General features: G+C 73.0%; 26 protein-coding genes. 17 read left to right on the top strand and 9 right to left on the bottom strand.

Annotation, left to right across the window (positions count from 1 at the left end; all coding sequences use genetic code 11):
• Positions 1-82: 82 nt before the first annotated feature.
• Positions 83-961, bottom strand: coding sequence for an SGNH/GDSL hydrolase family protein (locus ABII15_RS37720; protein ID WP_353946799.1), 879 nt, complete (start codon positions 959-961; stop codon positions 83-85).
• A gap of 175 nt (positions 962-1,136) precedes the next feature.
• Positions 1,137-1,298, bottom strand: coding sequence for a hypothetical protein (locus ABII15_RS37725; RefSeq protein ID WP_353946800.1), 162 nt, complete (start codon positions 1,296-1,298; stop codon positions 1,137-1,139).
• Between the two features lie 232 nt (positions 1,299-1,530).
• Here ABII15_RS37725 and ABII15_RS37730 point away from each other — a divergent pair, with 232 nt between their 5' ends.
• The 11 genes from ABII15_RS37730 (at position 1,531) to ABII15_RS37780 (ending at position 10,475) form a co-directional block, all read left to right on the top strand.
• Entirely contained in the window at positions 1,531-1,740 is a 210-nt protein-coding gene (locus ABII15_RS37730; RefSeq protein ID WP_353946801.1) for a hypothetical protein, read from the top strand.
• 35 nt (positions 1,741-1,775) lie between these two features.
• Positions 1,776-2,261: a GNAT family N-acetyltransferase gene (locus ABII15_RS37735; RefSeq protein WP_353946802.1), complete on the top strand. Its 486-nt coding sequence runs from the start codon at positions 1,776-1,778 to the stop codon at positions 2,259-2,261.
• Between the two features lie 292 nt (positions 2,262-2,553).
• On the top strand, positions 2,554-3,702 hold the full coding sequence (locus tag ABII15_RS37740) for an ROK family transcriptional regulator (RefSeq protein WP_353946803.1): 1,149 nt from the start codon (positions 2,554-2,556) through the stop codon (positions 3,700-3,702).
• Positions 3,703-3,740: 38 nt separating this feature from the next.
• Positions 3,741-4,619: a Cof-type HAD-IIB family hydrolase gene (locus tag ABII15_RS37745; RefSeq protein WP_353946804.1), complete on the top strand. Its 879-nt coding sequence runs from the start codon at positions 3,741-3,743 to the stop codon at positions 4,617-4,619.
• 78 nt (positions 4,620-4,697) lie between these two features.
• On the top strand, positions 4,698-5,168 hold the full coding sequence (locus ABII15_RS37750) for an HIT family protein (protein ID WP_353946805.1): 471 nt from the start codon (positions 4,698-4,700) through the stop codon (positions 5,166-5,168).
• A 162-nt stretch (positions 5,169-5,330) separates the two neighbouring features.
• Positions 5,331-6,482 carry a S1 family peptidase gene (locus ABII15_RS37755; RefSeq protein WP_353946806.1) on the top strand — a complete coding sequence of 384 codons (1,152 nt, stop codon included), beginning with the start codon at positions 5,331-5,333 and terminating at the stop codon, positions 6,480-6,482.
• Positions 6,483-6,558: 76 nt separating this feature from the next.
• Complete coding sequence (locus ABII15_RS37760) at positions 6,559-7,272, top strand: hypothetical protein (protein WP_353946807.1); 714 nt, start codon at positions 6,559-6,561, stop codon at positions 7,270-7,272.
• 119 nt (positions 7,273-7,391) lie between these two features.
• Positions 7,392-8,330 (top strand): dioxygenase, encoded by a 939-nt coding sequence (locus ABII15_RS37765; RefSeq protein ID WP_353946808.1) that lies wholly within the window; start codon positions 7,392-7,394, stop codon positions 8,328-8,330.
• A gap of 274 nt (positions 8,331-8,604) precedes the next feature.
• Entirely contained in the window at positions 8,605-9,036 is a 432-nt protein-coding gene (locus ABII15_RS37770) for a hypothetical protein (RefSeq protein ID WP_353946809.1), read from the top strand.
• A gap of 119 nt (positions 9,037-9,155) precedes the next feature.
• A complete protein-coding gene (locus ABII15_RS37775) occupies positions 9,156-9,923 on the top strand; it encodes an NPP1 family protein (RefSeq protein WP_353946810.1) in 768 nt (255 codons plus the stop codon).
• Positions 9,924-10,064: 141 nt separating this feature from the next.
• Positions 10,065-10,475 carry a Rid family hydrolase gene (locus ABII15_RS37780; protein ID WP_353946811.1) on the top strand — a complete coding sequence of 137 codons (411 nt, stop codon included), beginning with the start codon at positions 10,065-10,067 and terminating at the stop codon, positions 10,473-10,475.
• A gap of 135 nt (positions 10,476-10,610) precedes the next feature.
• Here ABII15_RS37780 and ABII15_RS37785 read toward each other — a convergent pair whose 3' ends face one another.
• The 5 genes from ABII15_RS37785 to ABII15_RS37805 all read right to left on the bottom strand — a co-directional run bounded on the left by ABII15_RS37785 (position 10,611) and on the right by ABII15_RS37805 (position 16,881).
• A complete protein-coding gene (locus ABII15_RS37785) occupies positions 10,611-12,065 on the bottom strand; it encodes a SulP family inorganic anion transporter (protein WP_353946812.1) in 1,455 nt (484 codons plus the stop codon).
• 8 nt (positions 12,066-12,073) lie between these two features.
• Positions 12,074-12,655, bottom strand: coding sequence for a carbonic anhydrase (locus tag ABII15_RS37790; protein WP_353946813.1), 582 nt, complete (start codon positions 12,653-12,655; stop codon positions 12,074-12,076).
• A gap of 852 nt (positions 12,656-13,507) precedes the next feature.
• Complete coding sequence (locus tag ABII15_RS37795; RefSeq protein ID WP_353946814.1) at positions 13,508-14,872, bottom strand: FAD-dependent oxidoreductase; 1,365 nt, start codon at positions 14,870-14,872, stop codon at positions 13,508-13,510.
• 105 nt (positions 14,873-14,977) lie between these two features.
• Entirely contained in the window at positions 14,978-15,949 is a 972-nt protein-coding gene (locus ABII15_RS37800; protein ID WP_353946815.1) for a serine hydrolase, read from the bottom strand.
• Positions 15,946-16,881, bottom strand: coding sequence for a LysR family transcriptional regulator (locus tag ABII15_RS37805; protein ID WP_353946816.1), 936 nt, complete (start codon positions 16,879-16,881; stop codon positions 15,946-15,948). Before ABII15_RS37805 ends, ABII15_RS37800 begins: the two co-directional genes overlap by 4 nt.
• A gap of 193 nt (positions 16,882-17,074) precedes the next feature.
• Here ABII15_RS37805 and bla point away from each other — a divergent pair, with 193 nt between their 5' ends.
• Both bla and ABII15_RS37815 read left to right on the top strand, forming a co-directional pair.
• On the top strand, positions 17,075-18,064 hold the full coding sequence (gene bla / locus ABII15_RS37810) for a class A beta-lactamase (RefSeq protein ID WP_353946817.1): 990 nt from the start codon (positions 17,075-17,077) through the stop codon (positions 18,062-18,064).
• 349 nt (positions 18,065-18,413) lie between these two features.
• On the top strand, positions 18,414-18,623 hold the full coding sequence (locus ABII15_RS37815) for a hypothetical protein (protein ID WP_353946818.1): 210 nt from the start codon (positions 18,414-18,416) through the stop codon (positions 18,621-18,623).
• A gap of 102 nt (positions 18,624-18,725) precedes the next feature.
• Here ABII15_RS37815 and ABII15_RS37820 read toward each other — a convergent pair whose 3' ends face one another.
• Positions 18,726-19,922, bottom strand: a complete 1,197-nt coding sequence (locus tag ABII15_RS37820; protein WP_353946819.1) for a CU044_5270 family protein — start codon at positions 19,920-19,922, stop codon at positions 18,726-18,728.
• Positions 19,919-20,476 carry a sigma-70 family RNA polymerase sigma factor gene (locus ABII15_RS37825; RefSeq protein WP_353946820.1) on the bottom strand — a complete coding sequence of 186 codons (558 nt, stop codon included), beginning with the start codon at positions 20,474-20,476 and terminating at the stop codon, positions 19,919-19,921. The genes ABII15_RS37820 and ABII15_RS37825 overlap by 4 nt, the downstream gene beginning before the upstream one ends.
• 436 nt (positions 20,477-20,912) lie before the next feature.
• On the opposite strand from ABII15_RS37825, the gene ABII15_RS37830 reads away from it, so the two are divergent.
• From ABII15_RS37830 to ABII15_RS37845, 4 genes are all read left to right on the top strand, one after another.
• Positions 20,913-21,752, top strand: coding sequence for an IclR family transcriptional regulator (locus ABII15_RS37830; RefSeq protein ID WP_353946821.1), 840 nt, complete (start codon positions 20,913-20,915; stop codon positions 21,750-21,752).
• A 142-nt stretch (positions 21,753-21,894) separates the two neighbouring features.
• Positions 21,895-23,562: an OPT/YSL family transporter gene (locus ABII15_RS37835; RefSeq protein WP_353946822.1), complete on the top strand. Its 1,668-nt coding sequence runs from the start codon at positions 21,895-21,897 to the stop codon at positions 23,560-23,562.
• A gap of 56 nt (positions 23,563-23,618) precedes the next feature.
• Positions 23,619-24,686, top strand: a complete 1,068-nt coding sequence (locus tag ABII15_RS37840; protein ID WP_353946823.1) for a hypothetical protein — start codon at positions 23,619-23,621, stop codon at positions 24,684-24,686.
• A gap of 52 nt (positions 24,687-24,738) precedes the next feature.
• Positions 24,739-26,019 carry an alpha/beta fold hydrolase gene (locus ABII15_RS37845; protein WP_353946824.1) on the top strand — a complete coding sequence of 427 codons (1,281 nt, stop codon included), beginning with the start codon at positions 24,739-24,741 and terminating at the stop codon, positions 26,017-26,019.
• Positions 26,020-26,080: the final 61 nt, after the last annotated feature.

The following is a 26,080-nucleotide window of genomic DNA, read 5'->3' on the forward strand; positions in this document are numbered from 1 at the left end:
AAGCCTCGAGATCCTGACGCCTCACCGTAGGCAGGTCTCCCGTGCGCTTCCCTGGCGAAATGAGCCGTTCAGGGGTGGTGGATCACCCCAGGCCGAGCGCCGACATCGTCCGGTCGGCCATGGCCGACTCCCCGAGCGCGTTCGGATGCACCGGCACGAAATTGGTGCCGAACAGCGCGGGCTCGACCCAGCGGGTGCCGCTCGCCCGACACGCGTCGTGGCCCTCCGACGCCTGGGCCAGGTCCACGTACGTGGCGCCCGTCTCGGCCGCGGCCCGCCGCACCGCCGTGTTGAGGTGGGTCTGGATGTCGCGGACGTACGGCACATCACCCTTGGCGATCGGCATCTTCGCGAAGCAGCCCGACTGCGCCGTCGCCGGCATGATCCACGGGTAGCCGAGGATCGCGACGCGCGCGTCCGGCGCCTTGTTCCGCACCGCCTGCAGCGCCGCCTTCACCGCCGGATACGTCTTCGTGTCGATGTCGTCGCTGAACTTGGTGCCGTTCTGGTCCTTGCACGGGCTGCCCTGACCGGCGGAGAGCACCCCGGCGGCGGCACACGCGAGGATCGTGCTGATGAAGGTGTTGTTGTCGTTGCCGCCGATGGTCATGGTCACCAGGCGGGTGTCCGCGCCGAGCGCGTCCAGCTGCGGGGCGACGCCCGGGTACTGGGCCCCGGCGAAGTCCTTGGTCTGTGCGCCGCCGCAGGTCACGTCCCTGAGCGCGGCGCCGGTGCGCTCCGCGATCACGTGCGGGTAGTTCTTCGTGGACCGGGCGCACAGCGGGGACGCGGACGGATCGAGCGGCAGGACGCCGGAGGCCGCGCTGTAACTGTCGCCGAGCGCCACGTAGGGGAGGGGTTGACCGGTCGCCTGTGCGGGTGCGGCAAGCCCTGCGAGGGCCGCGCCGGACGCCACCGCCACTGCCGCGACACGTCCGCCCCGGAACGCGCGAATCACCATCTGCAGCTCCTTCGAAACCGGCTCGGCTCATGGCCAAGTTCCGTACGAGACAGGGGATTTCAGCGCGCTGACCATTGAAGCTACCGACGAGTTGGAAAACTGGTCAATAGGTGTGCACGGGGTCGTGACCAGGGACGGCCGGGACCGGTGGTCGGGGAGGTGCCGGCCCGCGGCCTCAGTCGGTCTGCTCCGCCTCGGAGCCGTGGCCGAAGTCGAGCACGTTCTCGGCGGTGCGCTCGGTCTCCTGCGCCGCTTCGCGGGCGACGGCCAGGACGTCGCCCTGTTCGTCGACCAGCTGGTCGTAGATCGGGGCCGGGGCGGTGGACGGTGCGGGCACGACGAAAACTCCAGGTGAATGCGGTGCAGGGGGACCTGCGCTACGGACAAAAGGGGACCCTACGACGCCCCCGTCGAGCCCGGTCAACCGGGGTCGGGTTGGACGCCCGGCCCGCTTCCGGGCCCGCGGGCCGCTTCGGGCCAACCCTGAAGGAGGCGCGGACAGCGCACAGGACGGCGGATAGACAGGAGAGGGTCGGCGCCTGTCAGCCGGACACGGGGAGGGCCGTCACATGATCACCATCGACGTCGCCGTCTTGCTGGGCATCATCGCCTTGGTTCTCCTGCGTCGCCCCGTCGCGCCGAGAAAGCGGGTCGACACGTTCCTCGTCATGCTGGTCGCGTTCGTCCTCGGCATCCTCGTCGCGCCCACCCCCTTCGGCGAGGGCGTCGCCAACGTGATGAACCAGCTGTCCACCAGCATCTCCAGCTGGGGCAACTGACCAGGTCACGACCGTGCTGTGCCAGACTCGGCCGCATGAGGATCCGAGACTTCCGCGCCGACGACTGGGAGCGTGTCTGGCCGTTCTGGCGGCAGATCGTGGCCGCGGGGGAGACCTACACCTGGGACCCCCGCACGAGCGAGGCGGAGGCCCGCGCCCTGTGGACGCAGGGCGCGGGCAAGCGGGTCCTCGTCGCCGAGGACGCGGCGGGCGACCTCGTCGCCACCGCGTACATGAAGCCCAACTACGGCGGCCCGGCCCGCGACGTCGCCAATGCCGGATTCATGGTCGACCCGGCCCACGGCGGCCACGGCTACGGCCGGGCGCTGGCCGAGCACGTCCTGGCCGCCGCGAAGGCCGACGGATACCGCGCGATGGTCTTCAACGCCGTCGTCGAGACGAACCCGGCCGTACGGCTGTGGACCTCCCTGGGCTTCACCGTCCTGGGCACCGTGCCGGACGCCTTCGACCATCCCCGGCACGGCCGCGTCGGGCTGCACGTCATGCACCGCGTGCTCTGACCCGTCCACGCCGCCCTCCTCCCGTGTGCTGAGGAGCGGTCGGCCCGGCGGCGCCGTCGGCGTACGCCCCCTCCGGCTGCCGGGACCGCGGCTTCGCCGGCGCCGTCCGGCACGGACCGGCCCACCGGCGCCCCTCCGCGACGGAAGGGGTGGTGCGGGCCACGGACACGTCTGTGCCGTCCCGGCACCGGCTCGTCGTGTACGTAGGCGGATTCACCCCGACCGGCCAATTCCCGCGGCACCGCGAACAGGTTTGGGAAGGACTCCTTACTTGATTGGCTAGACTGGGGATATGCCCTCGTCACACCCGGTGCCGCGCCCGTCGCTGGAGATGCTGCGCGCACTCACCGACGAGAACGTGCTGCGCTCCCTGATGTCCGAGAGCCGGCTCACCCGAGCCGAGATCGCCGCCCGCACCGGCATCTCCCGGCCCACGATCTCCGACAGCGTGCAGCGGCTGGCCGCCGCGGGCCTGGTCGTCGACACGGGGGAGCGCACCACGGGACGTGGCCGCGTCGGCACCTACTACGGGCTGGCCCCCGGGCTCGGCGCGGCCCTCGTGGTCGGGATCACCCCGCACGGGGTCATCGCGGAGGCCGTCGACGCCCTCGGCCGCGTGCGGGCGCGCGAGGAGGCGGGGCTCGGGCCGGACGCGGGCCGGCGGGCCGCGGGCGACGCCCTGGACTCGGCCGTACGACGTCTCGCCGGACGCACCGGGGGCCGGCTGCGCACCGCCGTCGTCAGCGCCGCGGACCCCGTCGACCGCGGCACGGGCCGCCTCGCGCAGCTGCCGGACGCGCCGTTCCTCGTCGGTGACCTCGACCCGCCGGGCGTCCTCGCCCCGTACGTCGGCGCCGATGGGACCGTGCTGGTCGACAACGACGTCAACTGGGCGGCCCGCGCCGAGCGCGCCGAGGGCTGCGCCCAGGGTGTCGACGACTTCGTCTACCTGCACCTCGGCGAGGGACTCGGCGGCGCGGTCGTCTGCGACGGCGACGTGCGCCGCGGCGACCACGGCTTCGCCGGTGAGATCGCCCACCTCTGCGTGCCGGGCCCGGACGGCCGTGCCCTGCCGCTCACCGAGGTGTTCGCCGCGCTCGGCCTGCGCCGGGCGGGCTCCACGGCCATCGACGTCGCCGCCCTGCTCGCCCGGCTCGCGGCGCCCGGCGACCCAGGAGCGCGCACGGCCCTCACCGAGGCGATCGGCGCCGTCGTCTCGGCCGCCGTGGCCTTCGCCGACCCCCGCACGGTCGTCGTCGGGGGCGGCTGGGGCCCCGCGCTGGTGCCCGCGCTCGACGACCGCTTCCGCCACGGCCCACGCCCCGTCCCGGTCGTCGCGGCCCGGCTGCCCGCTCCCGAGCTGACCGGCGCCCGCGCCCACGCGGTGGACCGCCTGCGCACCCTCGTCGTCGCATCGGCCCACCCGGCCCTCACCACCTGACCACCCCTCCCGACCACACCTCCGAACCAGGAACCACCGTGACCACGCAGCAAGAGCAGACCGCCCGTCCCATCACCCCGCCCGACATCCGCCTCGTCGTCACCGACATGGACGGCACGCTCCTCGACGCCGACGGACGCGTACCGGACGAGGTGTGGCCGCTCCTCGCGGAGCTGGACCGGCGTGGCATCGTCTTCTGCCCGGCCAGCGGCCGCCAGTACGCCACGCTCGCCGCCCAGTTCGCCGCCGTGGACGACGGCGGCATGGTCTACGTCGCGGAGAACGGGACCTACGTCGTGCGCGGCGGCACCGAACTCAGCTCGGACGTGCTCGACCCGGCGGTCGCCTCCTGGATCGTCAAGTCGATACGCCGACTCGCCGACGAGACCGGCGGCGCGGACGGCGCGGCGGCGGACGTGGGCGTCGTCGTCTGCGGCAAGCGGTCCGCGTACGTGGAGCGCTCCGACGAGGCGTTCATGACCGAGGTGCGCAAGTACTACCGCGACCACCGCGTCGTCGACGACCTCACCGCCGTCGACGACGACGTCATCAAGGTCGCCGTCTTCGACTTCGGCCGGGCGGAGCGGACCGTCGCCCCGGCCCTCGCCGACCTCACCGCGACGCACCAGGTCGTCGTCTCCGGGGAGCACTGGGTCGACGTCATGAACCGCACCGCGAACAAGGGCGTCGCCGTCCGCGGCCTCCAGCGCGAACTGGGCATCACGCCCGCCCAGACCATGGTCTTCGGCGACTACCTCAACGACCTGGAGATGCTGGACGCCGCCGAGTGGTCGTACGCCATGGAGGGTGCCCACCCCGACGTGCTGCGCCGCGCCCGCCACCGCGCCCCCGCGCACACCGAAAACGGCGTCGTCCGCACCGTGCGCGCCGTCCTCGGTCTGCCTGCGCAGGTCTGAACGCGGCGGCCCCGGACGGCCCGTGACGCCCGACAGGCCCTCTACGACAGACCCGCGCGATGCGGGACCGTGAGTCTCATGAACTCGCTGCCGCCCGTGCCGTCCGCGCGCGCCGTCTGCTACGCCTGCGCCAACGAAGCCCGGTTCGACGACCTGCCGCCGCGCGAGCGCGTCGCCCACGACACCCACTGGCGCGTCGCCCACTCCTTCACCAGCGCCCTGCCCGGCTGGCTCGTCCTGTTGCCCCGGCGCCATGTGACCGCGGTGCACGACCTCAGCGACTCTGAGGCCGCGGCCCTGGGCGGCTGGCAGGTGGGCGCCTCGCGGGCGCTGCGCGAAGTCACCGGATGCGCCAAGACGTACGTCGCCCAGTTCGCGGAGGCCGACGGATTCGCCCACGTCCACTTCCACATCGTGCCCCGCGCCGCGGAACTCCCCGCGGCGCAACGCGGGCCCGGCGTCTTCGAGTTGCTGCACGGGCCGCGGCGCGGGCGGGTCTCCGCGGAGCAGGCGGACGAGATCGCCCTCGCGCTGCGCGCCCATCTCTGAGGCGCCGACCTTGGCCGGATCGCACCCCACGATTGGCATGGACCTGTCCATGATCCCTCGCTAGGCTGCGCCACCGGCACCCCTGGGGAGCGCTCCCAGCGCGTGCCGTGCTGTTCCGTTCGGTTCCACCCCCACATCACTGGAACAACGAAGGGTCGCACCATGAGACGTACGAGACGACGTACCACCTCCCTGCGCACCGTCCTGTCCGCCCTCGTCGTCACGGGCGCCTGCGCGACGGCAGGATTCGTCCCGGCCGCCACGGCCACCGCGCAGCCCCCCGCCTCCGACGGCGTACTCGCCGCCATGCAGCACGATTTCGGCCTCACCCGCGGCCAGGCCGAGACGCGCCTGGCCAAGGAGAAGGCGGCCGCATCCACCGAACGGCAGGCGCGCCGGGCCGCCGGGTCCGACTACGCGGGATCCTGGTTCACCGCGCGCGACGGCCGGCTCACCGTCGCCCTCGCCGACAGTGCCAGGGCCGACGCCGTACGGGCCACCGGAGCCGACGTGGAACTCGTCGCCCGCAGCGCCCGGCAGCTCGACGCAGCGAAGGCCCGCATCGACGACCTCAAGGCCCCCTCCGGCGTGGCCAGTTGGCGCGTCGACTGGAAGGCCAACAGCGTCGTCGTGGACGTCGTCGCGGGACAGCGGGCTGACAACGATGTCAAGGACTTTCTCGCCCAGGCCCGCCGGGCGGGCGGTTCGCTGAAGGTCGAGACCACCGACCACGCGCCCTCCACCCTCGCCGCGGGCACCGTCGGCGGCGACCCCTTCTACACCGGCAACGTCCGCTGCTCCATAGGCTTCTCCGTGCAGGGCGGCTTCGTCACCGCCGGCCACTGCGGCGGCGCCGGGCAGGGCGTCAACGGCTGGGACGGCTCCTACGTCGGCAACATCCAGGGCTCGTCGTTCCCCGACAACGACTACGCCTGGGTCAACGTCGGCAGCGGCTGGTGGACGGTGCCCGTCGTGCTCGGCTGGGGCACGGTCTCCGACCAGCTCGTACGCGGCTCGGCCGAGGCCCCGGTCGGCGCCTCCATCTGCCGCTCCGGCTCCACCTCGCACTGGCACTGCGGCACCGTTCTCGCCAAGAACGAGACCGTCAACTACAGCCAGGGCGCCGTGCACGAGATGACCAAGACGAACGTGTGCGCCGAACCCGGCGACTCGGGCGGCTCGTTCATCAGCGGTGACCAGGCCCAAGGCGTCACCTCCGGCGGCTGGGGCGACTGCACCGGCGGCGGCGAGACCTGGTACCAGCCGGTCAACGAGATCCTCAACCGCTTCGGTCTGACCCTGACGACGGCCTGACCGGCGCCCGGCAGGGGTGTCGGCGCTGGCCGAATTCGCTGGTGCCGACGCCCCGGACCGGCCAGGATCATCCTCCATGACGACGATCCCGCGGCAGTCACCGGTCCACGCGGCAGCCCGCAACAACGCCCTGTGGTGCGCGGCCATGAGCCGCACCCACGGCGTCACCGGCACGTTCACCGACGACGCCTGGGCGGCCCCGGTCCGTACGCCCCCGTACTACCCGGACGCGGTGACCCTGGCCCCCGGCGCGGACGCCGCCGCGCTCGTGGCGCGGATCGACACCGCCGCGCCGGGCGCCACCGTCAAGGACAGCTTCGGCGACCTCGACCTGACGGGCGCCGGGTTCCGGGTGCTGTTCGAGGCCCGCTGGATCCACCGCCCGGCCGGCGCGCCGGTCCCGCGACCGGCCCCGGCCTGGGACGTGGTGCGCGACGCCGAAACCCTGCGGGCCTGGGCCGTCGCCTGGGACGACGGGAACGGCGACGCGGGCCTCTTCGGGCCCGCGCTTCTCGACACGCCGGACATCCACGTGATCGCCGCACACGACACGCGGGGGCGCGTGGCCGCGGGCGCCGTGCTGAACCGGGGCGCCGACACGGTCGGTGTCTCCAACGTCTTCTCCCGCGACACGGCATCCGGCACCGCCTGGCCCGGCGCCCTGGACGCCGCCCACCGCCTCTGCCCGGGCCTGCCCGTCGTCGGCTACGAACACGGTGACGACCTGACGGCCGCCCTGCGCCACGGGTTCGCGGCGCTCGGCCCGCTCCGGATCTGGCTCAAGCCCTGAGCGGCGGCACCGTCGACGCCCCGCGCGCTCCGCCAACTGGGCGAGCGTGCGGAGGAGTTGGCTCCGTCGGTGTTGTGATGGACGAGGACACCCACCCGACCGAGCCGGGCAGGAGAATCATGACCACTCACCAGACCGACCCCGGGATCCGCGCCCAGCGTGAGGCGGAGACCGTCACGCCGGCGCCCGCGTCGCTGTTCACGGCGGAGCGCTCCGCCGAGATCGTCACCGACAGCTTCGCGCGCACCCCCGACCCGCGACTGCGCGCGATCCTCGGCTCCCTCGTCCACCACCTGCACGCCTTCGCCAAGGACGTGGACCTCACCGTCGACGAATGGGCCGCGGGCATCCGCTTCCTCACCGAGACGGGCCACACCTGCGACGACAGCCGGCAGGAGTTCATCATGCTGTCCGACGTGCTCGGGCTCTCCATGCTCGTGGAGACCCTGGCCCGTCCGGCGCACGGCCGACTGACCGAATCGACGGTGGAGGGCCCGTTCCACATGGTCGACTCACCGCCGCGCGCACTCGGCGACACCATCGACGAAGCCGCCGCCGGAGGCGAGCCGTGCCTGGTCACCGGCCGGGTCACGGACGCCGACGGCATCCCCGTCGCGGGCGCGCACGTCGACGTGTGGCAGGCGGACGCCGACGGCTTCTACGACGTGCAGCGCCCCGGCGAGGTCCCCGACCGCAATCTGCGCGGACTGTTCACCGCCGACGAGGACGGCCGGTTCCGGTTCCGCACCATCGTGCCGCGCCACTATCCGATCCCCACCGACGGCCCCGTGGGCGGCCTCCTGCGGGCCACCGGGCGCCACAGTTACCGGGCCGCCCACATCCACGTAGCGGTGACCTCACCGGCGACCCGCACCCTGACCACCCATCTGTTCGTCGCCGGTTCGCCCTACTTGGACTCCGACGCGGTCTTCGGCGTCAAGGAGAGCCTGGTCCGCGACTTCGCCGTGGTCGACGACCCCGAGCGGGCAGCCGCCCACGGTCTGCCGAACCCGTTCCGGCACGTCGACTTCCCGGTCACCGTGGAGCGCGACGGCTGACGGCCGTCGCGCCGCAGACGGACCGCGTAAGGTCGCCGCGTCCCGTCCCCAACTGCCGCCCGGTGAGGGCCCATTCCGTCGGGGAGCTCCCCGAAGCAGCCTGCCGGCCGACCCGGCACGCGTGCGCCGCCCCGTGCCTCAACTCTCCCGCCATGCGCCGGAGGCTCTCTCTCTGCGCATGCGGTGCGCCCCCCGTACGGTGCTTCGCCGCGCCCGACCCGGGTGATACCGCTGGAGACACGGCTCGACCGCAGGGGGGATGAAAGGATTCGGCATGACACCTCAGACTCATCTCGAAGCAGGGCGGCTGTCCGCCATAGCGAAGATCCTCGACCGGGCCGACGGCCATCTCAGCGCCGCCGTACGGGAATGGGCCACGCTCCCGGCCCCCGTCGACGACCGGAACCTGAGCGGCATCCAGTCCCTGCTCGAAGTGTCGCGCAGCGCCTCCCGCGACGTGACCTGCGCGGTGCGCCACGCGGGCAGCGGCGACCTGGCCCAGGCCCACTTCCACCTCGAAGCGGCTCGCACGGCACCCGACAAGCACCCCGCGCTCGCGGCCGCCCTGTACGGCCCGCTGCCCGCCGGTGTGCGCACCGCGCTCCAACTCCTGCGCGGCATCAGGGGATTCTTCAGCGCGGAGGCCGAGGACGCCTTCGTCCGGGCCCTCACCGGTCACGCCCAGCCGCAGGGCCTCGCGAGCTGACGCCGGCCCGCCGCGCGCCACGGCCGACTTCCGGGCCGACAGCCCGAGTCTCCCGCCTGCGACATGGGCATGACACTTCCTGCATGCGTCATCCCCCAACGCAGTGACAGGAGAGCATCGTGAAGCCCACCCGGACCCTGCGCAGAGCGTCCCTCGTCACCGGCGGCGCCCTCGCCCTGGTCGTCGCACTCGCCGGAAGTGCGTTCGCCGCCCCGCCCGGCGCGCTCCCCGGCAACGCGGACGGCACGGAGGCCACGTTCCAGCCCGCGTACGACTACGACACCGACGGCTGCTACCCGACACCCGCCATCGGCGCCGACGGGACCCTCAACGGCGGACTCAAGCCCAGCGGCGCCCTCAACGGCCAGTGCCGCGACGCCGAGGACCTCGCCAACACCAACGGCTACGCCCGCACCAAGTGCAACAACGGCTGGTGCGCCGTCATGTACGGCCTCTACTTCGAGAAGGACCAGGCGGTGCCCGGCAGCGGCCTCGGCGGGCACCGGCACGACTGGGAGCACGTCGTCGTCTGGGTGAAGGACGGCACCGCCCAGTACGTCGCCACCTCCGCCCACGGAGACTTCGTCGTCCACCCCCGCGACCAGATCCGCTGGGACGGCACCCACCCCAAGATCGTCTACCACAAGGACGGCATCGGCACCCATTGCTTCCGCGCCGCGACCGCCGGCGACGAGCCCCCGGAGAACCATCGCGGCACCTGGCAGTTCCCCACCCTCGTCGGCTGGAACGGCTATCCGCCCGGCCTGCGCGACGCCCTGAGCGCCCACGACTTCGGCAGCGCCACCTTCGGCCTGAAGGACTCCGCCTTCCCGAGCCATCTGGCCGCAGCCCTGCCCGACGGCGTCCCGTTCGACGTCAACGCCTGACGTCCCGCACGTCACGCCCATGCCGTCCCGCCCGGGCCGGAGCGCCCGAGCGGAATCAAGGGGCGGACGGGCACGGGGCTGTGGCAGCATGACCGGGCTCCCCGCCCCGGGGAGCACCTGCCGGAAAGGAACCACAGGCCCGTGCCCCGCTCCGTGACCCTGATCCGCTCCGCCGCGCTGTCCGACGTGGCCGAGTACGCGTATGCGGCGACCGCGCCCGCCGACGCCCGGCTCGTGTTCCTCGCCGGGGCGTGCCCGCTGGACGAGGACGGCGCGACCGTGGCCGTCGGCGACCACGCAGGACAGGCGGCGCGGTGCGTCGCCAACATGCGGACCGCGCTCGCGGCGGCCGGCGCCACCCTGGAGGACGTCATCAGCACCCGTGTGCTGGTGGCCTCGACCCGGCAGGAGGATCTGGTCGCCGCCTGGGCCGTCGTCCGGGACGCCTTCGGCGCGCACGACGTGCCGAGCACCCTCATGGGCGTCACGGTGCTCGGCTACACCGACCAACTCGTCGAGATCGAGGCCGTCGCGGCGGTCCTCGACGCCTGAAGACGACCGAGGACGCCTGAAGACGACCGAGGACGCCTGAAGACGACGGAAACGGACGGCGGGCAGCGGACAGCGGTGTGGCCCGACCGCCGTGGGGGCGCACGGCGGTCGGGCCCGGATCCGGTGCGGGCCGCGTCAGGCCGAGGTGACCCTCACCGGTTCCGTCTCGGCGGAGCTGTGCCGCTGGGCCCAGCTCTCCAGCGCCGTCCGGCAGGCGTGGTCGAGATGGTGCAGCCCCGACAGATCCACCTCGACGGGCCGGTCGTCGGGGAGTGCCTCCAGACTGTCGAGGATCTTCGGCAGCCGCAGGAACGTCGCGTTGCCCGACAGATGCGCCTGCACCGGCCCCGCTCCCTTGTCGACGACCTCCAGCTTCACCTGCGAGGCGTCCCACGCCGTCTTCACGACGGACAGCGCCACACCCACGAGGACGCCCTCGAACATGCTGACGGAGACGATCGACACCGCGGTGGCCGCCAGGATCAGCACCTCCCCGCGCTGATCGCGCCACAGACCCACCACGGTCCGTACGGGAATGAGCTTCGCCCCGGCGTGCACGAGCACACCCGCGAGCGCCGGGACGGGGATGTGGGCCAGCGCGGCCGGCAGCAGCGCCGCGAACAGCAGCAGCCACACGCCGTGCAGGACCCGTGATGCCTTGGTGCGGGCACCGGCCTGCACATTGGCGGCGCTGCGCACGATCACCGCCGTCATCGGCAGCGCGCCGAGCAGGCCGCACACCGTGTTGCCCGCGCCCTGCGCCAGCAACTCCTTGTCGTACGAGGTCCGGGGACCGTCGTGCATCCGGTCCACGGCCGCCGCGCTGAACAACGACTCGGCCGACGCGATCAGGGTGAACGCGACGATCGTCCCGGCCAGGCTCAGCCCGGCGAGGTCGGTGAAGGTGTCGAGGGACGGTGGCTGCACGGACTCCACGAGCCCGCTGACCTCGACGGTGGCCACCCGCAGGTCGAGGACGAGGACCGCCAGGACGGCGAGGCCCACCGCGGCCAGCGGACCGGGCACCACGCGCACCCGCCGCGGCAGGTGCTTCCACAGCACCAGGACGGCGACGGTGCCGGCGCCCAGGGCGAGGGAGGCGAGCGACGTGGTGCTGCCGAGGGCGTCGACGAACGCGCCGGGCAGCCCGACCACCTTGCCGATCCCCGACTCGGGCGCCTCGGTCGCGAATATGGAGTACAGCTGACCGGCGATGAGCACGAGCCCGATGCCGGCCAGCATCCCTTCCACCACTGAGACCGAGATGGCCCGGAAGTAGCGCCCGACCTTGAGCGCGCCCATGCCGATCTGCAGCAGCCCGGTGGCGAGCACCACGACACCGAGCGCGGGAAGACCGAACTCCCGCACCGCCTCGTAGACGAGCACCGTCAACCCGGCTGCGGGGCCGGACACTTGGAGGCTGCTGCCGCGCATCAGACCGGTGACGATGCCGCCGACGATGCCGGTGACCAGGCCGAGTTCGGCGGGGACGCCGGAGGCCACCGCGACACCCACGCACAGGGGGAGCGCGACGAGGAAGACGACGAGTGAGGCGGTGAAGTCCTGCTTGAAGTGAGGGTATTTGGTCATCAGGGCACTCACAGAGCCTCGAACGAGTCGGTGGCGGAGCGGTGTTCGCGCACCCTTCCCGTGTGCACTTCGTAGTACCAGCCGTGCAGCCGCAGTCGCCCCTCCGTGAGCCGTCGTTCGACACACGGGTAGGAGCGCAGCCGGAGCACCTGGGTGAGCACGTGCCGCTGCACGGCTTCGGAGACGGTCGGGTCGGCCGGGTCGGCGGCGGACGGTGTGTCCGCGGCGTGCGCGAGCCAGTCGCGCACGGCGGGGACGGCGTCGAGGTCGTCGCCGCGCACCAGGGCGCCGACGGCGCCGCAGTGCGAGTGCCCGCAGACGACGATGTCCCGGACCCCGAGCACCTGCACGGCGTACTCGATGGTGGCGGTCTCGCCGCACGGGCGGTCGGGGGCATGCGCGGGCACGATGTTGCCCGCGGTGCGCAGCTCGAAGAGCTCACCGGGGCGGGCGCCCGTGATCAGGGCCGGTACGACGCGCGAGTCGGAGCAGGTGATGAACAGAACCTGCGGCGACTGGCCGTCGGCGAGCCGGGCGAACTCCTCAGGGCGCCTTCCGAACGTACGGGCGTTGTCGATGAGGGGCTGCATGCGTTGATTCCTCCTGGCGCGCTGTGGGGAGCGCGTCGGGCTTGCAGGACGGGGTGCGACTGCTCTGTCGCGGTAGGGGGCGGGGGCCTTTCGGGGCGGGGTGCGCCCCGGTCCACTCGGAGGCGTGTGCGGGAGCGAACGAGCGTGCGACGGCGTGCCGCGACCGCGGTGGCGCGACGGTGTGCGGCGGTATGTCCTCCGCGCGCCCCCTCACCACGGAACACACGCCCACGCTCCCGTTCTTTACGGATCAAGAGAATGCCAACGAATGGTCAAACGATGGTCAAGAAGCAGGTTAGCTGTGCAATGGCGATCGTGGGGTTAACGGGAGGTTGCGGAGCTGAGGATGCGTGGAAACCGTGGTTCGTTTGGCGTGAACGGAACCGTGCGGCACGCTCGTTCGGACGGATGTTCGTCGTGTTCGACAGCGGCCGCCGCCGGGGACCAGGGGCCCGCGCCGGCGGCGGCCGCCCGTGCGCGGACCCGGGGCTCCCCTCCCGGGCACGGCGCGCACCTCGCCCTCGACGGAGCCGGGACGCGCGGGAGGCATCCCGAGCTGGCCCGCGAGGACGGAGGGCCGGGCAGCGTGTCGGCGTATGACGCCGCTCCGGCCGTTCTGGGCGCGGCCCTGGGACTGGGGGCCTCGACCTCCGTACGGCATATGCCTGCAACCGTCGAAACGGAGGTCTGCACAGCACTTTAGGCGCTGACGGCGATCAGGCACAGACCCTCTGTATATGCCTGACTCAGGCAACCGGTGTACGAGGGGCGCGAGTTGCGGGAATCAACCACTGTGCCGGGCACGCGAAAGGGCCGCGTCGTGGTCGACGCGGCCCTTCTCGTGAGCGACGGTCAGGCGCCGCTGGCGTCCAGCATCTCGTCGCGCTCGACGAGCTTCACGCGCTCGCGGGCCTGCGGCTCGCCGAGCGCCCGCTCGGCGGCGTCGAGCCGGTGCCAGCCCTCCCACGTCGTGTAGCGGACGCCCCGGTCACCGAGGTACGCGTCGACGGCCTCCGGCGCCGGGGACGCCGGGGTGTGCAGCCGGCCGGCGGCGAAGTCCTCCAGGAGGCTGCCCACGGTCTCGTTGGCGTCTCCCTTGGTGTGACCGATCAGGCCGATCGGGCCACGCCGGATCCAGCCGGTGACGTACGTGGACGCCAGGTGGTCCCCGCTGTCCTCGATGACCCGGCCGGCCTCGTCGGGAACGGTGCCGGAGGCCACGTCCCAGGGCAGCTTGGGCAGTTCGTCGGAGAGGTAGCCGACCGCGCGGTAGACCGCAGTGACGTCCCAGTCGGTGTGTGTGCCGGTGCCCTTGACGTTGCCCGTGCCGTCCAGCTCGGTGCGCTCCGTGCGCAGACCGACGACCCGGCCGTCCTCGCCGAGGATCTCGCTCGGCGACTCGAAGAAGTGCAGGAACAGCTTGTGCGGCCGCTCGCCGACGTCGCGGATCGCCCAGTTCTCCAGCGTCTTGGCGACCATGTCGGCCTGCTTGTTGCCCCGCCGGGTGGCGATGGAGCCCTCGTCGTAGTCGATGTCCTCGGGGTTGACGATGACCTCGATGGTGGGGGAGTGGTCCAGCTCGCGCAGCTCCATGGGGCTGAACTTCGCCTGCGCGGGACCGCGCCGCCCGAACACGTGGATCTCCTTGGCCCGGCTGGCCTTGAGCCCGTCGTACACGTTCGCCGGGATCTCGGTCGGCAGCAGCTCGTCGGCGGTCTTGGCGAGGATGCGGGCGACGTCGAGCGCCACGTTGCCGACGCCGAGCACGGCGACCTTCTCGGCCTCCAGCGGCCAGGTCCTGGGCACGTCGGGGTGCCCGTCGTACCAGGAGACGAAGTCCGCCGCGCCGTAGGAACCGTCCAGCTCGATCCCCGGGATGCCGAGCGCGCGGTCGGCGGTCGCGCCGGTCGAGAAGATCACCGCGTCGTAGAACGACCGCAGGGTGTCGAGGTCGATGTCACGGGGGTAGTCGACGTTGCCGAAGAGGCGGATCTGCGGCTTGTCGAGGACCTGGTGCAGGGCGGTGACGATGCCCTTGATCCGGGGGTGGTCGGGAGCCACGCCGTAGCGGATCAGGCCGAAGGGGGCCGGCATGCGCTCGAAGAGGTCGATGGACACCCCGGGTTCGACGGCCGTCGCGGACTTCAGCAGTGCGTCAGCGGCGTAGATACCGGCCGGGCCGGCGCCGACGATGGCGACCCGCAGAGGGCGAGGCATGGTGAGGTTCCCTTCGAGTGGGGCGGGTGGTGCTCGAAGAGAATCTTAAAGTAAGGCAAGCCTTAGTTGATAGGCGGGTCCTGTCTATGACCCCATAAGTATCGGTTATGGGGTCGATCGGTCTTCCTTTGGGGCCGGATCGGGCCCTCCCGGGAAGCCGTGCACGGCCACGCGGGCGCGCCGCCTGAGGTGGTCGCGCAGGGCGCGGGCGGCCTGTCCCATCAGGGCCTCCGCGCCGGGCTGGACCCCGGCGGGGACCAGGGACTCGGTGAGCACCACGACGGCGAAGCGCTGCCCGTCCAGGTGCTCGACGACCCCCGCCTCGTGCCGGAGATTGAGCAGCGTGCCGGTCTTGGAGGACCAGACGGTCGCGTCCGAACTGAAGTCCGGGGCGAGGCGGTGCCGGATCAGATTGTGCCGCATCAGCTCCCGCACCCGGGCGGCCGTGCCACTCGGCACCGCCGACGGCAGCCACATCGCCTCCAGCAGATCCGCCCAGGCGCGGGCGGTGCCGGTGTTGGCCCGGCTGGTGTCGAGCTGCGGGACGCGGTGGCCGCGTCCCGCCGTGCTCGCCCCGATCGCCAGCGCGTGCGCGAGATGCGCCTGGCCGGGTTCCAGCCGCTCCTGCGGCGTCTCGGTCAGCTCCTCGGTGCGGTGCCGCACGGTGATCCCGGTCAGGTTCCAGGCGCGCAGCCGCGCCGTGACCGCGTCCGGCGGGGTGAGGTCGAACAGCGCGTCGGCCGCCCGGCCGTCGCTGACGCACGTACTCAGGTACAGAAGATCGTCGAGGGCGACGCGGGCCGGGTGCCGGAAGCGGCTCAGGCCCGTCGGGCCGGCCGTGGTGATCCGCCCTGGCGCGACCTCGACGGCCTGCGCGCCGTCCAGCTCACCGCGCCGGATCCGGTCCGCCGTGGCCAGCGCCAGCGGCACCTTCACCAGGGAGGCGGACGGGAGCGGCACGTCCGGGTCGATGCCGATCTCCTCGCCCGTCCCGAGGTCGCGGACGAGGAGGCTGGCGCGGAGCCCGCCGTCGGTCAGCTCCTCGCGCAGCGTGCGCAGGAGAGCTTCGGTGGTCATGCGCCGACTCCTTCGTGGGGCGGGGCGGGTACGAGGTCCGGACGTTCCGCACCTTCGGCGGCGGTGTCGGCGCCGAGGCACCGGCCGAGTCGCACACCGAGCCGGGTCAGCGCAGGCGGGGGAGTGGTGTGCGCCGCCGTGCGCAGCACATAGCCGCGCAACGGTGTGAACTCTCCCATCGGCCGCCAGTGCAGCCCCAGCGCGCGGGCCTGGACCATGGAGCACAGCAGCAGATCGGGCGCCGCGTGCACCTCGGCCGCTGCCGTGGTCAGGTCCTTCGCCCGCGCCAGCTGCGCGGGGCGCAGCCCGACCGCGTCGCGCAGCCGGGCCAGCGGATCCCGCACGTGCGGGACGTCGTCCTCCGGCTGGAGCCAGACCTTGCGGGCGGGGCCGCGCCCGGTGCGCCCCAGGCGCAGCGTCTCCACGTGGAGGTATCCCTCGCCCGGATCCCCGGCGGCGGCCAGGCCGAGCGGAACCTGCCACACCGCCTCGGCCGCGGGCACCGCGAGCAGAGCCGCCCGGACCCGTCCGGCGAGCAGCAACTCGGCGCGTCGGGCCGGTGGTTCGGTACGGGGTTCCAGAGCGATCCCGAGCCCGCGGGCATCGGCGATCAGCCGGGCGAGACCGCTCGTCGTGCAGATGTCCGGCACGGCCAGCCGCCAGGGTCTGCGGTGCGCGGCCGCCGCCTCGTGCAGCAGACCGTCCGCGTCCTCGACGAGCCGCCGGGCGTGCGGCAGCATCTCGCGGCCGAAGGGGGTGAGGACCGCCCGCCGCACCGTCCGCTCGAACAGCCGCGCCCCCAGCAGCTCTTCGAGCGCGGCGACCCGGCGACTGGCGACCGGCTGGGAGACACCGGCGGCCGCCGCGCCGTCGGTGAACCCGTGGTGGTCGCTGACGCTGACGAAGGCGCGACATGCTCCGAGCAGATCCACCCGGCCACTCTATGCGGATCCGGCATGGAAACCGCGGCGAGTGCATTGGCCGACGAACCGCCCGACCGGCGAGGGTGTCCGACAGGGCGTCACCGATGCCCCGGCCGGGGCCCGTTCGGGGCACGGGCCGTCCGTACCCTGCGCCGGGATCCGCCGCGATCCCCGGCCGGGGCCCGTCGAAGGGACTCGACCGATGCAGCACCACCGACCGAGCCGTCGCCGATCCGCCGGTGCCGGCCGGGCCGTTCTGGCCGCCTGTGCGGCTCTGGCCGTCCTGTCCACGACGGGCTGCGGCCAGGACGGCCGGACCGGATCCGGCGGAGCGGCCACCACCACCACCACCACGGCGGCCGCCGACCGATCCGGGAGCACTTCCGGGCGCGACGCCGCGAAGGACGCGTTCGCCCGCCTGGAGCGCACCTACGGGGCGCACCTCGGCCTCTACGCCCTCGACACCGGCAGCGGCCGCGAGGTCGCCTGGAACGACGAACGGCGCTTCTCCTACAACTCGACCGTCAAGTCCTTCCTGGCCGCCGCCGTCCTGAAGAAGAACGGCAGCGACGGCATGGACCGCGTCCTGCACTACGACCGCGCCGACGTCATCGAGAACTCACCCGTCAGCGAGAAGCACGTGGACACCGGCATGAGCCTGCGCGCGCTGTGCGACGCCGCCGTCCGCTACAGCGACAACACCGCGGCCAACGTCCTGTTCGACGACCTCGGCGGCCCCGGCCGCCTGGGCACGTTCCTCAAGAAGGAACTCGGCGACGGGATCACCCGCACCGACCGCGTCGAGCCCTTCCTGAGCCGCTGGAGCCCGGGGGAGCGGCACGACACCTCGACTCCCCGGCGGATGGCGGCCGACCTGCGCGAACTGGTCCTCGGCGACACCCTGCCCACCGCCGAGCGGCGCACGCTGACGGCCTGGTTGCGGGCCAACACCACGGGCGACACGACCATCCGCGCCGGGGTGCCGGAGGGCTGGATCGTCGGGGACAAGACCGGCACCGGTTCCTACTTCGGCGCGCGTGATGACATCGCGGTCGTCTGGCCGCCCGGCCGCAAGCCGCTCGTGATGGCGATCCTGACCTACCGCGACGGTGCCAAGGACATCAAGGCCGACGACAAGCTCCTGGCCGACGCGGCGAAGGCGGCGGTCACCGCCCTCGGCGCGGAGCACTGACGGCCCGCCGCGACACGGCCGGCACGTTCGGACGACCGTCAACCGGCGAACCCGGCTCTCAGTCGTAAGGAGTGCATCCAAGAACCCCTTGAGTGCCGTACCGGTTGATCCGGCGAGAGCGCGCGGTTCACCGCCAGGGACGGCGGGGTGGTGCACAGCCGGCCGCGGGCTCGGCGTCGGTCCGGCGTGCGCATCCCCTCGGGCCGGACCCGGCGCCGCGCGGCGGCCCGACCGTGGTGGGCCGGGTCGCCGCGTTCATCATGTGAGCTGTGGATCCACGGATGCGTGAACCCGCGGGATGTGCGTTGACAGCCCGTGCCGTGATCCACCCGGGCAGGTTGGACTGCGCATGGACGACGAGCTGAACCGTTTCTCTCACCGGGACTACGCGCGCCTCACGGACGCGTACTGGCTGGACGCCCCGCACTGCGCCGACGGCCTGTGCGCGTGCCCGCTCGACCACGACGAGCCACGCGACCTCGAAGGCCTCGCACGCCTGGTCATGCTCGGCGCCGCGGCCGGCACCATCGCCGTCGGCGTCGTCCGCGCGCTGAGATGACGTGCCCCTGGGCGGGGTCCGGGCCCAGGGGCACGCTCCCCATGTGCCCCCGACACCCGCACGCACACCGGGCGGGCCCCTCGGGGGGTTACCCGGAACGGTTCAGTGCCGGGCGTTCCCCGGCACCGCGATCTGCCGCTCGGACCAGGACGCCTTGGTGGTGGCGGAGTAGTCGACCGCCGTGCCCGCCTTCAGCCCGGCCTCCCGGGCCCTGGCCGACGGCTCGGTGAGCAGGGTCTCGTCGGCGAGCAGTTCACCGGTGGACGGGTCGACGACGAGCCGCTCCCGGACGGTGCCCAGCGGGGTGCGGTTCGTCACCGGGAACGTGACGCCGACGCCCTTGCGCCCCAGCGGATCGCTGACGCCGTCGCTCAGCCGCACACCGGGCAGATCCGCCATCACCCGGTAGGCGGCGGCCCGGACACCCGGCTCCACCGGCATGGTGACGAGGTCGGCCGCGACGCGCAGCAGCCACGCAGCACGCCCGGAGCCCTGCCCGGCAGTGCCGTCCTGCGCGTGCAGCCGCTCCAGCAGCTGCCGCAACGCGGGTGTCTCGGTGGGCAGTTGACGCAGTTCCTTGTACGTGACATTGCGCGGGCCGAGGGCATAGATCCTGTCGCCGAGGGCGGTCCGGTCGACGGTCGGCCGCCCGGTGCCCAAGGTGTACGCACGTCGCGGGCCGTCCTCCCTCAGCGAGGCGGCGGCCTCGACCGTGCCCGGCGATCCCGCCTCCCGCCAGCGCGCCTTGTCCGCCGCAGTCCGGGGCTCGACGGTGGAGTTCAGGCCGGAGACCAGCAGACTGTCCGTCCCCTTGCGCACGCCCACCGACCACCGGGACGACGCGGCGTCGCGCACGGCGAACAGCTGCCCGGCCTTCCCTGCGACGTCCACGATCTCCGATCGGGTCTCGGTCTGCCAGTACGTGCCCTCGGAGGGCGCCGCCTCCGCCTTCGTGGCCGCGCTGAGCAGCACGAGCCGGGCGTCGGTCACGGCAGTCGCGGAGGTGCGCGGTCCGGCTTCGGGCCGCCCGTCCGGCGACTGCCCGTCGAGGCTCGTCACGACCACCGCGGTCGCGGCGACGGCCGTGAGAGCCGCGACCGCGCCGAGCGGCTTCAGCGCCAGGCGGCCGCGCGGCGACGGCGCGGAGCCCCGCTCCGGGACCTCGGCGAGGATGCGGGCCAGGTCCTCGCGCTGCCGGGGCCCGCCGGCCAGGCGGGCCGGGTCCAGTTCGTCGGGCCGTGCGGCGGCGAGGGCTCGCAGGGCGTCGGGGCGCCCGGTGGTGTCCTTGCTCGTCTTCACGTCAGTGCTCCTTTGTGGTCGCTGAGGTGGGCGGCGCGCGCGTCCGGCGCCGACGGCGCGGACACCGTCTGCAGCGCCTTCTCCAGGCGGCGCCGGGCCCGGTGCAGCCGGACGGTGAGCGTCGCCGTGGCGCAGCCCATGACCCGTGCGGCCTGTTTCGCGGTCAGCCCGTGCCAGGCGAGCAGGGTCAGCAGTTCCCGGTCGGCGTCCGACAGGCTCGCCAGGGCCTGTAGCGCCGCCTCCCGGTCGGTCACGTCCGCCGCGATGTCACCGGTGTCCGCCCCGCCGCCCCGCCCGATCCGCCGGGCCTCCTCGGCGGCCACCGCGTACTGATGGCTGTCCCGGCGGCGTAGTTCGCGCACCAGATTGCGCGCCACCCCGAGCAGCCAGGGCAGCGCGGGCCGCGGGATGTCCCGCACCCGCCGCCAGGCGACCGTGAAGGTCTCGCTGGTGATGTCCTCGCCCACCTGGCGGCCCACCAGGCTGGTGGCATAGGCGAGGACGCGCGGATAGCACTCCTCGTACATCTCCCGAAAGCGTTGCGCCTGTGTCACGCGCCGTCCCCTCGTGTCGGTGCTTACGCCGAGCAATGCGCGTGACGGCCCACTTCTTACAGGACGCGGGAAAATTTATCGGGCGACGGGATCGGCAGGATGTTGGGAAGCGTCGGCCGGCGAGCGGGCCGAGGACTTCGTCGCCGGGGCCGACGTCGTCCCAGAATCCCGGGGCATGGAGCCACGGTCGAGCTGGAACCGGCCGCAGGCGGCCCACGTCTCGGCGTTGTCGGGGTGCGGTGTGATGCTCATCCTCCGGTTCTGGCGGGAGGCGCGTCCGGTCAAACCCCGAGGTCCGAGGCGGTCGAGTGGGTTCCCGGACGTGCCGAAGAACACCCTTGACACTCGCGCCCCACTGAACTCATAGTTCTCGCCGCTGAGCGCAACGGCGTTGCGCTCAGCGCACCGGACGCAGGCGACGGAAAGGAGCGAGGCGATGCCGGCAGCACAGGCGAACGGCGCGACCGCCGACGAAACCGCCCACCAGGCGGACCGGCCCGACGAGGCCGACGCGCTCGCCCCACCGCAACCCGGCGTCCTTCAGGGGGCCGACCGCGCCCTGCTCGCCCTGCTGTCGTTCACCGAGCGGCGCCCCGAGTGGGGCGTCAGCGAGATGGCGCGCCGGCACGGCTGGGACAAGGCGGTCGCCCAGCGCATCCTCACCACGCTGGCCTCCCGCTCCTTCCTGACCTGCGACACCACCACCCGCCGCTACCGGCTCGGCCCCGCCGTCTCCCGGCTGGCCCGCGCCGGTGAACACAGCGGGGTGCTGCCGTCGCTGGTCCGGCCGATCCTCGCGGCACTCCTGCGCGAGACCGGCGAGAGCGTGGTGCTGAACGTGCCGCAGGGCGCCGGATACCGGTGCGCCGCCGCCGTCGACGGAACCGGCCCGGTCCGCTACACCGCGATCGTCGGCGCCGTGATGCCGGGCCACGCGGGCGCCTCCGGCCACGCCATCTTCGCCCACTACCCCGAGGCGGAGCTCCGGCGCCTGTTCGGAGCCACCCCGCTCCAGCGTTTCAACGACCACACCGTCACCGACCTCGACGCCCTCCTGACCCGGTACGCCGACGTGCGCGCCCAGGGGCACAGCGTCAGCCACGGCGAGTACGACGAAGCCGTCGCCGCCGTGTCCGCCCCGGTGTTCCAGGCCGGCACCATCGCCGCCTCGCTCACCGTCATCGGCCCCGCGCACCGCGTCACCCGCGCCACCGACCGCATCACCGAACTCGTCCGGGCCGGAGCCGAGGAGGCCACGGCCGCCTTCGGCTCCTGACCCGGCCCGGCGGCACCGACCGCCGGACCACACGCCCGTACGACGTGACCCGCACCGGAGTACGCGGCTTGCCGCTGCCTGCCCGAAAAGTCCCGCCCCGGACCCCGTTCCGGAGTGGGCCCACCCACCAAGGGGTGTTCCCGTGTCGCACCACACCTCGCCGTCGGCCACCGCGCCGCCGCCCGCCGGCTCCGGCGTCACCTCCTCCGGCGCCGGTCACCCGAGGGTCACCGAACCCGTCGTGTTCATCGTCCTCGCCGTGCTCTCCGTCGTGGGAGCCGTCATCGGCGCGGACCTCGTCGCCAAGCTGGGCATCTCCGCCAACACCTCGGTCGTCGGCGCCCTGATCGCCATGCTCATCGGCCGCATCCCGCTCGCAGGGCTGCGCTCGATGCGTTCGGTGCACCGGCAGAACCTCGCCCAGAGCGCCATCTCGGCCGCCACCTTCGCCTCCGCCAACGCGCTGCTCACCTCGATCGCGGTGCCGTACGTCTTCGGGCGCAAGGACCTGGTGTGGCCGATGCTCATCGGCTCCTTCGCGGGCCTGCTCATCGACACCTGGGTGCTGTACCGCTCCTTCGGCTCCCGGCTGCTGCCCGCCGACGCGGCCTGGCCCCCCGGACAGGCGGCGGCGGAGACCATCAAGGCCGGCGACAAGGGCGGCAAGCGGGCCCTCGTCCTCGGCGCGGGCACCCTCGTCGGCCTCGGCGGCACCCTCTTCAGCCTGCCGCTGTCCGCCGCCGGCGTCGCCTTCCTCGGCAACGTCTGGGCGCTGCTGATGTTCGGCGTGGGCCTCGGCCTGCGCGAGTTCAGCCCCGACCTGTTCCACACCGACCTCGGCGCCGGGTACGTGCCGCACGGCGTGATGGTCGGCGCGGGCGTCGTCGCCCTCGGCCAGGCCGTCTTCATGCTGGTCCGGCGACGCCCGGCCCGGCAGGAGCAGTCCCACGCCGGTCCCGCCCCGGCAGAGCGGGACGAGACGACCGCGTACACGGTCGACGAGAAGGAACTGCGCCGCTCCCTCCTGCGCGGCTACGCCCTCTTCGTCGCAGGAGCGGTCCTGCTCGCCGTCCTCGGCGGCCTGATCGGCGACATGAGCCCGCTGGGCCTGATCGGCTGGGTGCTGTTCGCCGCGTTCGCCGCCCTCGTGCACGAGCTGATCGTCGGCCTCGCCGCGATGCAGTCCGGCTGGTTCCCCTCCTTCGCCGTCACCCTGATCTTCCTGGTCCTCGGCCTGCTCATCGGCATTCCGTCGGTGCCGCTCGCACTGCTCGTCGGCTACGTGTCCGCCACCGGGCCCGCCTTCGCCGACATGGGCTACGACCTCAAGGCCGGGTGGCTGCTGCGCCGCGACCACCGGCCCTGGGACCCGTACGAGCGTGAGGGCCGCCGTGAGCAGTTCCGCGCCGCCCTCATCGGCTTCGCCGCCGCGCTCGCCGTCGTCGCCGTGCTCTGGCAGTCGTACTTCAAGCAGGGCCTCATCCCGCCCGTCGCCAAGGTCTACGCCGACACCGTCAAGAACGGCCTGGGCGAGCCCGGCGTGCTGCGCACCCTGCTGCTGTGGGCCATTCCCGGCGCCCTGATCCAGCTGATCGGCGGCACCAAGCGGCAGATGGGCGTCATGCTCGCCACCGGCCTGCTGATCCTCACCCCGAACGCCTGCTGGATGGTCCTCGGCGCGCTCGCCGTGCGCGTCGGCTACCGCAAGTGGCGCGGCCCGCGCGCCGACGAGGAGCTGAACCTGGTCGGCGCCGGCCTCATCGCGGGCAGCTCCCTGGGCGACTCCGCCCAGATCGTCAAGGCGAGCTGACCCCGCCCCCCGAACCACCTTCTCCCACACGCACCACCTCAAGGAGACAGATTCCCATGGAGATGTTCAGCCGGCTCGAGCCCCGTGCCGAGTACCTGAGCTTCGAACTCGCCCTCGCCGCCCGCAAGCTCGTCGAGCAGGTCATGCTCGTCAAGCCCGGCGAGCACGTCGTCCTCACCGGCGACACCAGCAGCGACCGCCGCGTCGTCGACGCCACCGCGCAGGCCGTCGCGGCCGCCGGGGCGCACCCCGTCGTCGTCTGGTCCGAGACCATGCCCAGCTCGTCGATGGAGCCCCCGCGTCCCGTCGCCGGCGCCATCGCGGACGCCGACGTGTGGATCGAGTTCGCCGTCTCCTACGTCATGCACTCCGACGCGTTCCGCCGCGCCATGGCCAACGGCTGCCGCTACACCAACCTGACCGCCATGGACGTGCACATGCTCGTCGCGACCGTCGGCCGCCCCGACTTCGACGGCGTCATCCGGCTCGGCAAGGCACTGGTCCACCTCCTGGAGCAGGCCGACGAGGTGCGCATCACCTCCGCCAACGGCACCGACATCACCGGCCGCAACGGCGACCGCCCCATCAACCTGCGCGGCAAGCCCGCCGAGAAGCCCGGCGAGACCGTGATGCTCTCCGGCCAGATCTCCTGGAACCCCCTGGAGGAGACCCAGGACGGCGTCCTCGTCTTCGACGGCGCCCTGTGGCCGCCGGACCAGCTCGGCCTGCTGCGCTCCCCGGTCCGCTGCACCGTCGAGAAGGGCGTCGTCACCAAGATCGACGGCGAGGGCCAGGACGCGGAGATCTTCCGCCGCTGGATGGAGTCCTGGGACGACCCGAACATGTACCGCGTCGCCCACTGGTCGCTCGGCTTCAACCCGGGCGTGCCCGCGCCCACCGGCCGCATCGTCGAGGACGAGCGCGTCTTCGGCTGCGTCGAGCTGGGCATCGGCACCAAGGGCGCCTGGATCGGCGGCGAGCCGTGGGTGTCCGCCGCGCACACCGACGGCTCGATCCTCGGCCCGTCGATCTACCTCGACGGCGAGTGCATCGAGAAGGACGGCGTGTACGTGCACCCCGACCTCGTGAAGATCTGCCGCGAGCTGGGCGTCGCCGGCTACTGACCGCCGGCACCCCCGCCCCACCCCGACCGACCGCCCGCCCAAGGAGCCGGACTTGACCGACGACCAGATCACGTACCGCCACAGCGGCCTCGTCTGCACCGACCACACCCTCGACGTACCGCTCGACCACGCCCGCCCCGACGGGCCGAGCATCTCCGTCTTCGCCCGCGAAGTCGTCGCCGAGGGCATGGAGGGTCGCGATCTGCCGCGGCTGCTCTGGCTCCAGGGCGGTCCCGGCGGGCGCGCGGAACGCCCCAACGCGGCGGGCGCCTGGCTGCGCCGCGCCCTCCAGGACTTCCGCGTCGTCCTCCTCGACCAGCGCGGCACCGGCCGTTCCGCGCCGGCCGACCGCACCACGCTCGCCGCACGTTCCGACGCGGCGACGTATCTCACCCACTTCCGGGCGGACTCCATCGTCCGCGACGCGGAACGGGTGCGCCGACGGCTCCAGGGCGATCGCCCCTGGACGGTCCTCGGCCAGAGCTTCGGCGGTTTCGCGACGCTCACCTATCTCAGCCTCGCTCCGGAGGGACTTGCCCGGGCCCTGATCACGGGCGGCCTGCCCACCCTCACCGCCCACGCCGACGACGTCTACCGCGCCGCGTACCGGCGCACCGGCACGGCCAACTCCCGCTACTTCGACCGGTATCCGGCCGACCGGGCACTGGCCGAGCGGGTCGCCGCGCACCTCGCCGACCACGACGTCCGGATGCCGTCCGGCGAGCGCCTGTCGGTACGCCGGTTCCAGACGCTGGGCATCACCTTCGGCACCTCGTCGGGCTTCGACACCCTGCACTACCTCCTGGAGTGCGCGTTCGTGCCGGGGCCGCACGGGCCCGCGCTCTCCGACCCGTTCCTGCGCGGCGTCGACGCGGTGGTCTCCCTGGCGTCGCGCCCCCTGTACGCGGTCCTGCACGAGGCGATCTACGCCCAGGGCGGCCGGGCCACGGCGTGGTCGGCGCACCGGATCCGGGACGAGTTCCCCGAGTTCGACGCGGCCGGCGGCGGTCCGCTGCACTTCACCGGCGAGATGATGTACCCCTGGATGTTCGACGAGGATCCGGCGCTCGCCCCGCTGAAGGCGACGGCGGACGCCCTCGCCCACCGCACGGACTGGCCCGCCCTCTACGACCTGGACCGTCTGTCGTCCAACACGGTCCCGGCCGCCGCGGCGGTCTACCTCCAGGACATGTTCGTCGACCACGACCAGTCCCTGGAGACGGCGTCCCGTATCCGCGGCCTGCGCCCCTGGGTCTCGGACACCCATCTCCACGACGGCGTGAAGGCCGACGCGGGCGTCCTCGACCACCTGCTCACGCTCACCGCGCCGTGACGAAGGCGCGCGGGCGCCGCGTGCGCGGAACCCGCGCGTAGAGAGTGAACCTCGGGGCATC

It is taken from the genome of Streptomyces sp. HUAS MG91, from assembly GCF_040529335.1.
In the GTDB taxonomy this organism is placed as follows: Bacteria; Actinomycetota; Actinomycetes; order Streptomycetales; family Streptomycetaceae; genus Streptomyces; species Streptomyces tabacisoli.